Source organism: Actinoplanes sp. NPDC051633 (assembly GCF_040681735.1).
Classification (GTDB): Bacteria; Actinomycetota; Actinomycetes; order Mycobacteriales; family Micromonosporaceae; genus Actinoplanes.
In genome coordinates this window covers 1-7,325 of sequence record NZ_JBFAZH010000304.1, presented here as the reverse complement: position 1 = coordinate 7,325, position 7,325 = coordinate 1, and the positions used below count along the sequence as shown (strand labels likewise).

Here is a 7,325-nt window from a genome sequence, read left to right as displayed (position 1 = left end):
TTCGCCCGGGAGCGGATGCTCGCGGCCCCGCCCGGCGCGCCGCACGGCCGGCTGGTCGCCCAGGCGATCGTCGAGCACATCGTCTGGACCGACGACAAGGAGAAGACCGCCTACATGGACAAGGCGCGGCCCGAGCTGAACGAGGCCGCACAGCGGTCGATCGGCCACCCGAGCTTCGTCCCGGGCACGTACGAGGCTGATCTGACCCTCGGGTCCTTCGCCTTCGCGTTCTGGGTCTACGACGACATCCGGTCGACGGCGAACGTCTTCCGTCAGATGGGGCAGCGAGCCGCGCTCGGTCCGTGGAACGACGCGTCGGACAAGCTCTTCGCGGCCCGCGAGTGGGCGTTCAAGGGGGAACAGTGGTACGCCTGACCGAGATCGACGGGGTGCCCACGGTGCTCGGGCCCACCACCGGGCCGATGCACGCCGGCCTGGTCTTCCGGGTCGGGCAGGCGGACGAGCGGCTGGCCCGGCGCGGCATCACCCACCTGGTCGAGCATCTGGCGCTGCACAACATCGGCGTCGCCGACTACCACTACAACGGCGCGACCACGCCCGAGTTCACCTACTTCCACACGCAGGGCACGGCCGCGGACATCGTGCCGTTCCTGACCGGTGTCTGCGCGGCGCTGCGGGAACTGCCGATGCACCGGCTGGAGACCGAGAAGGAGATCCTGCGTACGGAGCAGAGCGGCCGGGGCGGCGCCCTGGGCGAGTCGATGGCCGTGTGGCGGTACGGCGCGCGCGACTACGGCCTGCACGGATACCCGGAGTGGGGGCTGCCCGCGATCGGGCCGGAGGAGCTGCGCGCCTGGGTGGCGCACTTCTTCACCCGGGGCAACGCGGCGCTCTGGATCGCCGGCGACGAGGTGCCGGCCGGGCTGCGGCTGGACCTGCTGGACGGCCCGCGCCGCCCGGCCCCCGCGCCGTCGTCCGCGTTGCCGAAGACCCCCGCCTACTTCCGCGGCGACGCCGGCGCGGTGGTGTGGGACTCCGTGGTGCCCCGCTCGGCCCTGTCCGGGGTGTTCCTCGGCGTGCTGGAGCGGGCGATGATGCGTTCGCTGCGGCAGGAGCAGGGTCTGTCGTACTCGGTGACCACCGACTACGACGCGCGGGCCGACGGGACCGCGCTGGTCACCGCCGCGGCCGACGCGCTGCCGGAGAAGCGGGGCGCGGTGCTCGGCGGCTTCGTCGACGTGCTGGCCGCGCTGCGTTTCGGCCGGGTGGAGGAGAACGACGTCCGGGCCGTGGTCGCCCGCCGCTGCGACGAGCTGACCCGCGCCGAGGAACAGGGCGCGCGGCTGCCCGGCCAGGCGTTCGCGCTGCTCACCGGTCGGCCGCTGGAGTCGCAGTCGCTGGAGCGGGTGCTCGCCGAGACGCAGGCGGTGACGGCGCGGCAGGTCGCCGAGGTGGCCGCGGCGGCCTGGGAGAACGGCCTGCTGATGACCCCGGGCGGCCGCGACGCGGACTGGACGGGTCTGACCGCGGCGCCGTCGGTGTCGCCGCACCTGGTGGGCGGCACCCAGCACCGCAGCCTGGAGAACCCGGACGTGCGGCTGATCGTCGGCCCGGAGGGCGTCGCCATCGTCGACTCCGACGGCGACGGCACCTCGGTGCGGTACGACTCGGCGGCCGTGGTGCTGGCCTGGCCGGACGGCGGCCGCCTGTTCATCGGCACGGACGCCTTCACGGTGCGGATCGAGCCGACGATGTTCCATGACGCGGCGCGCGCGATCCCCTGGCTGGACCAGCACATCCCGCCGGGCGTGCGGGTCGATCAGCCGCCGCGCGACCCGGAGAAGATCCCGCGGCCCGAGGCGCCGGCGACGCGGCCGGGGACCGTCGCTCCCCCGAAGTCGGCCACCGGCCGGATCGTCGCGCTGGTCCTCGCGATCCCGCTCACGCTGGCGCTGGTGCTGCTCGACATCATCGTGGTGGTCGCGCTGGCCTCCGGCGAGGAGACCGGGGCGCTGGTCGTCACGCTGATCGTCTGCCTCCTGGCCACGCTGGCCGCCGCCCTGGCGATCCGGTGGGGTGCCCGCGGCCTGCGGGCGTACCGGTCAGCGCGAGCCTGATCCGCCGGGGGTGAGCAGGTAGTCGTCGGCCTCGGGGCTCCACACCAGGCCGACGACGCCGGCCGTCGCCGCCGCCTTGCAGAACTGCAGGAAGCTGCGGTAGCCCAGCTTCTTCTCGCTGAAGTCGGGCGCGATCTTGCGTACCTGGTTCTTGAGGCCGGACAGCGCCACCGCGCCGCCGCCCGAGCTCAGCTCCGCGACCACCGTGCGGAGCAGGGCGAAGGCCGCCTCCCGGTCGCCGTGCTCGGGCAGTGTCACCTCGGGGTCGCCCTTGGCGGACCCGCCGCCCAGCTCGACCACGTTGTTGCCGGCCAGGTGCCGCAGCAGCTCGCCGAAGGCACGGAAGCCGTAGTCGGCCTCGCTGAACGTCGGGTCCTTGCGCAGCAGGGCGCGCTTGAGCATCGACGCGGTGACCGCACCGGTCGCGCTGCCCTGCATGCCGGAAACCGTCTGGGCGACCAGGGCGGCCAGGCTGTCGGCGTCGCGGGCGGGCGGCTCCTCGACGGCCGGGGGCGGCTCCTCGACAGCCGGGGGCGGCGTCTGCCTCTCCGGCGTCTCGGCCGGTAGCTCCTTCTCGGGCACGACGGCCGGCCGGGTCCGGCGGGGCCGCGACGACGGGACCTCGACGCCCTCGAGACGGTCGTAGAACAGGAACTCGTCGCAGGCCGGCGGCAACAGCCGCGAGGTGGTCTTCTCCACCCCGACGCCGATCACCCGCTTGTTGAGCTCGCGCAGCTTGTGCACCAGCGGCGTGAAGTCGCTGTCGCCGGTGCAGAGGACGAAGGTCGAGATGTACGTGCGCTCGAACGCCAGCTCCAGCGCGTCGACGACCATCTTGATGTCGGCGGCGTTCTTGCGGGAGGCGCCCATCCGCTGCGGGATGTCGATGAGCTCGACGTGCGAGCGGGTCAGCATGCGGCGGTCGTCATCGAAGTAGGACCAGTCCGCGTACGCGCGCCGCACCACCACCCGGCCCCGCTCGGCCAGCGCGTCCGCGACCGGGCGGAGGTCGAAGGCCATCCCGCCGAGATGGTCGCGGGCGCCGATCGCCAGGTTCTCGTAGTCGAGGAACAGGGCGATCCGTTCTTCTTGATCCACGCGCGCAACCCTACGCCCGGCCCTTCTCCGCACGGCTTCCCCAGCACGCCGACATCTGGACCGAAGGACCTAGGAATTGATTCGAAGATCGGCGTAAGTTCTCGCTAGGACCACGCTCAGCGAGGAGCCACGATGAAGAAGCTCATCAACGACCCGGCCAATGTCGTCTCCGACGCCCTCCGCGGCATCGCCGCTGCCCACCCCGACGATCTGCGCGTCGACTTCGAGAACCGGATCATCGTCCGCGCCGACGCGCCCGTGCGGGGCAAGGTCGGTCTGGTGTCCGGCGGCGGGTCCGGTCATGAGCCGCTGCACGGCGGGTTCGTCGGCCCCGGCATGCTCGACGCCGCCTGCGCGGGCGAGGTCTTCACCTCGCCGGTGCCCGACCAGATGCTGGCCGCCACCCAGGCCGTCGACGGCGGCGCCGGTGTGCTGCACATCGTCAAGAACTACACCGGCGACGTGATGAACTTCGAGATGGCCGCCGAGCTCGCCGAGGGCATCGAGGTCGCGTCGGTGGTGACCAACGACGACGTGGCGGTGCAGGACAGCCTCTACACGGCCGGCCGCCGTGGCGTCGGCGTGACGGTGCTGGTGGAGAAGATCGCGGGCGCCGCCGCCGACCAGGGCCGCTCGCTGAGCGAGGTCGCCGACGTGGCCCGCAAGGTCAACGACAACGGCCGCAGCATGGGCGTCGCGCTCACCTCCTGCACGGTCCCGGCGGCCGGGAAGCCCACGTTCGACCTGCCGGAGAACGAGATGGAGGTCGGCATCGGCATCCACGGCGAGCCGGGCCGCCGCCGGGTGCCCGTCGCGCCGGCCTCGGAGATCGCCGAGATGCTGGTCGGCCCGATCCTCGCCGACCTCGACTTCACCGGCGGCGACGGCGTGATCTGCTTCGTCAACAGCATGGGCGCCACGCCGCTGCTCGAGCTCTACGTGATGTTCAACGAGGTGAAGCTGCTGCTCGACAAGGCCGGGGTGTCGGTGGCGCGGTCGCTGGTCGGGCCGTACATCACCAGCCTCGACATGGCCGGGTGCTCGGTGACGCTGCTGAAGGCGGACGACGAGACGCTGCGGTTGTGGGACGCCCCGGTGCGTACCCCGGGCCTGCGCTGGGGAGCCTGAGCGATGACCGACTCCGTGGACACTCCCGCGCTGCTCGCCTGGGTGCGGGAGTTCGCCCGGCTGGTCGCCGCCAACAAGCAGATGCTCACCGAGCTCGACTCGGCGATCGGCGACGCCGACCACGGCGCCAACCTCGACCGCGGGATGACGGCCGTGGTGGCGGCGCTCGAGGCGGACGCGCCGGCCGATCCGGCGGCGCTGCTCAAGAAGACCGGGATGACGCTGATCAGCAAGGTCGGCGGCGCGAGTGGACCGCTGTACGGCACGGCCTTCCTGCGCATGGCGACCTCGGCCGGCGACGCCTCGACGCTCGATCCGCAGGCCTTCGCGGCGGCGTTGCGGGCAGCGCTGGACGGGGTGATCTCCCGCGGCAAGGCCGCTCTGGGCGACAAGACGATGGTGGATGCGCTGTCGCCGGCGGTGGACGCGCTGGAGGCCGCGGTCGCGGCCGGCAAGCCGTTGTCGTCGGCGCTGTCGGCGGCGGCCGCGGCCGCCGCCGCCGGGCGCGACGAGGTGACGCCGCTGGTCGCCCGCAAGGGCAGAGCCAGCTACCTCGGCGAGCGGAGCGCCGGCCACCAGGACCCCGGTGCGACGTCGGTGACGCTGCTGATCGAGGCGGCCGCAACGGCCGTGGGCGGAGCCTGATGCCGGGCCGGTCCGCCGCACCCCCGGATGGGTGCTGATGGTCGGTCTGGTCGTGGTCTCGCACAGCCGCCGCCTGGCGGATGCGGCGGTTGCCCTGGCGTCGGAGATGCTGCACGGGGCTCCGGTGCGGATCGCGGTCGCCGCGGGGCTCGACGACGACACGTTCGGCACGGATGCCGTCGCCATCGGCGGTGCGCTGACCGAGGCGGACGACGGCGACGGTGTCGTGGTGCTGATGGATCTGGGCAGCGCCGTGCTCTCCACCGAGCTGGCGCTGGAGCTGCTCGACGACGACGAGGCCCGGTCGCGGGTGCTGCTCTGCGCGGCGCCGCTGGTGGAGGGCCTGGTCGCAGCGGCGGTGGCGGCCGCGGGCGGCGCTTCCCGCGAGGAGGTGGCGGCGGAGGCGTCGGGCGCGCTCGCCGGCAAGCAGACCCACCTGGGCGAGACCCAGGATCAAGAGCAGACCCCGCCGGGTACGCCCTCGGCCGCATCGGTCACCGCCCGATTCACCGTGACCAACCCGCACGGACTGCACGCCCGCCCGGCGGCTCGCCTGGTGTCGGAGGCCCGCTCGGCGCCCGCCCCGATCGAGATCCGCAACCTGACCGCGGACTCGCCGTGGGTCTCGGCGACGAGCCTGTCGAGGGTGGCGACGATCGGCGCGCTGCAGGGCCACGAGCTGGAGATCCGTGCCGGTGGCGACGATGCCCGAGCCGCGCTGGACAGAATCACGGCGCTGGCGGCTCGAGCCTTCGACGAGCCCACCTCCGCCGGGCCGCCCTCGCCGGCGCCGTCCGCGACCTACTCCCCCAACTCCGCCGGTGATGCCGGCCCGGTCGGTTCCCTGGCCGGGCAGGCGGCGTCGCCGGGCGTCGGGATCGGTCCGGTCTGGCATCTGCACGCCGAAGCGCCCGCGATCCCCGATGTGCCGTCGCAAGGCGCGGAAGCTGAACGCGCGCGACTGGCCGGCGCCCTCGCCGACGTCGAACGCGACATCGGCCGGATCCGCCGGACGACGCACGGCGACGCGGCGGCGGTCTTCGACGCGCATCTGCAGCTGCTCGACGACCCGGACCTGCTGGACGACGCCCGCGCCCGGATCCACGACGGCTCGCCCGCGCCGCAGGCCTGGGCGGCCGCGGCCGACCGGGTCGCCGGCGAGTTCGAGGCGCTGGCGGATCCGTATCTCCAGGCGCGCGCCGAAGACGTGCGTGCGGTCGCCGTGCAGGTGCTGCGTGCGCTGCTGGGCGTCGCGACGACCGCGCCGGCCGGTGACGGCGTGCTGGTCGCCGGCGAGCTGACCCCCGCCGAGGCCGCGGGACTGGACGCCGCCACCTGCGTCGGCGTGGTGCTCGCGTCCGGGAGCCCTTCGTCCCACGCGGCGATCATCGCGCGTACCCGTGGAATGCCTTTGGTGGTCGGCGCCGGGCCGCCGGTGTTGCGGGTTCCGGAGGGTACGACGATCGCGCTGGACGGCGGCACCGGTGACGTCGTGGTGGATCCGCCGGAGGGGACGCTGGCCGACTTCCGCGGACGTGCCGGCGAGCTGACCGCGCGCCGCCAACGGGCCGCCGGACGGGGCGCCGACGCGGCCCGGACCCGCGACGGCGTCGGCATCCAGGTCGGCGCCAACGTCGGATCGGTCGCGGACGCGCAAGCCGCCGCGGGCCACGGCGCCGACCTGGCCGGGCTGGTCCGCACGGAGTTCCTGTTCCTGGGCCGCGACACCGCGCCCGGCGCGGACGAGCAGGAGGCCACCTATCGCCGGATAGCGGAGGCGCTGGGCGGCAGGCGGATCACGTTGCGCACCCTCGACGTCGGCGGGGACAAACCGCTGTCCTACCTTCCCGGACCGAGGGAGGAGAACCCCTTCCTCGGGGTACGCGGCCTGCGCCACTCATTGGCGCACCCGGCCCTGCTGGCCGAGCAGCTCCAGGCGATCGTGCGGGTGGCGCGGGACGTGCCGGTGAGCGTGATGTTCCCGATGGTCAGCACGGTCCCCGAGGTGGTCCGCGCCCGCGAACTGCTCGACGAGGCGATCGCCCGCGCCGGCGGCGGGCCCCCGGCCGGCCTCGAGGTCGGCATCATGGTCGAGGTCCCGGCGGCGGCGTTGAAGACGGCGGCCTTCGTGCCCTACGTCGACTTCGTCAGCATCGGCACGAACGACCTCACGCAGTACGCGCTGGCCGCCGAACGCGGCAACGCCGACCTGGGCTCGCTGGCCGACGGCCTGGATCCGGGCGTGCTGCGGCTGATCGACGCGGTGGGCCGGGGCGCGGCCGGCCGGATCACCGTCGCGGTGTGCGGTGAGCTGGCCGCCGACGAGACGGCGGTGCCGCTGCTGATCGGCTTGGGAGTGCGCGAGCTCAGCGTCGC

General features: G+C 73.7%; 5 protein-coding genes and 1 pseudogene. 5 read left to right on the top strand and 1 reads right to left on the bottom strand.

What is annotated here, in order from left to right; translation table 11 throughout:
• Positions 1-375 (top strand): annotated as a pseudogene (locus tag AB0M20_RS18520) (hypothetical protein); the annotation flags it as partial.
• Positions 363-2,078, top strand: a complete 1,716-nt coding sequence (locus AB0M20_RS18515; protein ID WP_364299616.1) for an insulinase family protein — start codon at positions 363-365, stop codon at positions 2,076-2,078. The pseudogene AB0M20_RS18520 and the gene AB0M20_RS18515, both read left to right, overlap by 13 nt.
• Here the strand turns inward: AB0M20_RS18515 and AB0M20_RS18510 are convergent.
• A complete protein-coding gene (locus tag AB0M20_RS18510; RefSeq protein WP_364299614.1) occupies positions 2,064-3,176 on the bottom strand; it encodes a PIN domain-containing protein in 1,113 nt (370 codons plus the stop codon). The genes AB0M20_RS18515 and AB0M20_RS18510 overlap by 15 nt on opposite strands.
• Before the next feature lie 132 nt (positions 3,177-3,308).
• Between AB0M20_RS18510 and dhaK the strand changes: the two genes are divergently transcribed.
• From dhaK to ptsP, 3 genes are all read left to right on the top strand, one after another.
• Positions 3,309-4,304: a dihydroxyacetone kinase subunit DhaK gene (gene dhaK / locus AB0M20_RS18505; protein WP_364299612.1), complete on the top strand. Its 996-nt coding sequence runs from the start codon at positions 3,309-3,311 to the stop codon at positions 4,302-4,304.
• A 3-nt stretch (positions 4,305-4,307) separates the two neighbouring features.
• Positions 4,308-4,949: a dihydroxyacetone kinase subunit DhaL gene (gene dhaL / locus AB0M20_RS18500; RefSeq protein ID WP_364299610.1), complete on the top strand. Its 642-nt coding sequence runs from the start codon at positions 4,308-4,310 to the stop codon at positions 4,947-4,949.
• Positions 4,950-4,986: 37 nt separating this feature from the next.
• Positions 4,987-7,325, top strand: a 2,339-nt coding sequence (gene ptsP, locus AB0M20_RS18495; RefSeq protein ID WP_364299618.1) for a phosphoenolpyruvate--protein phosphotransferase, incomplete at its 3' end; no start/stop codon positions are given.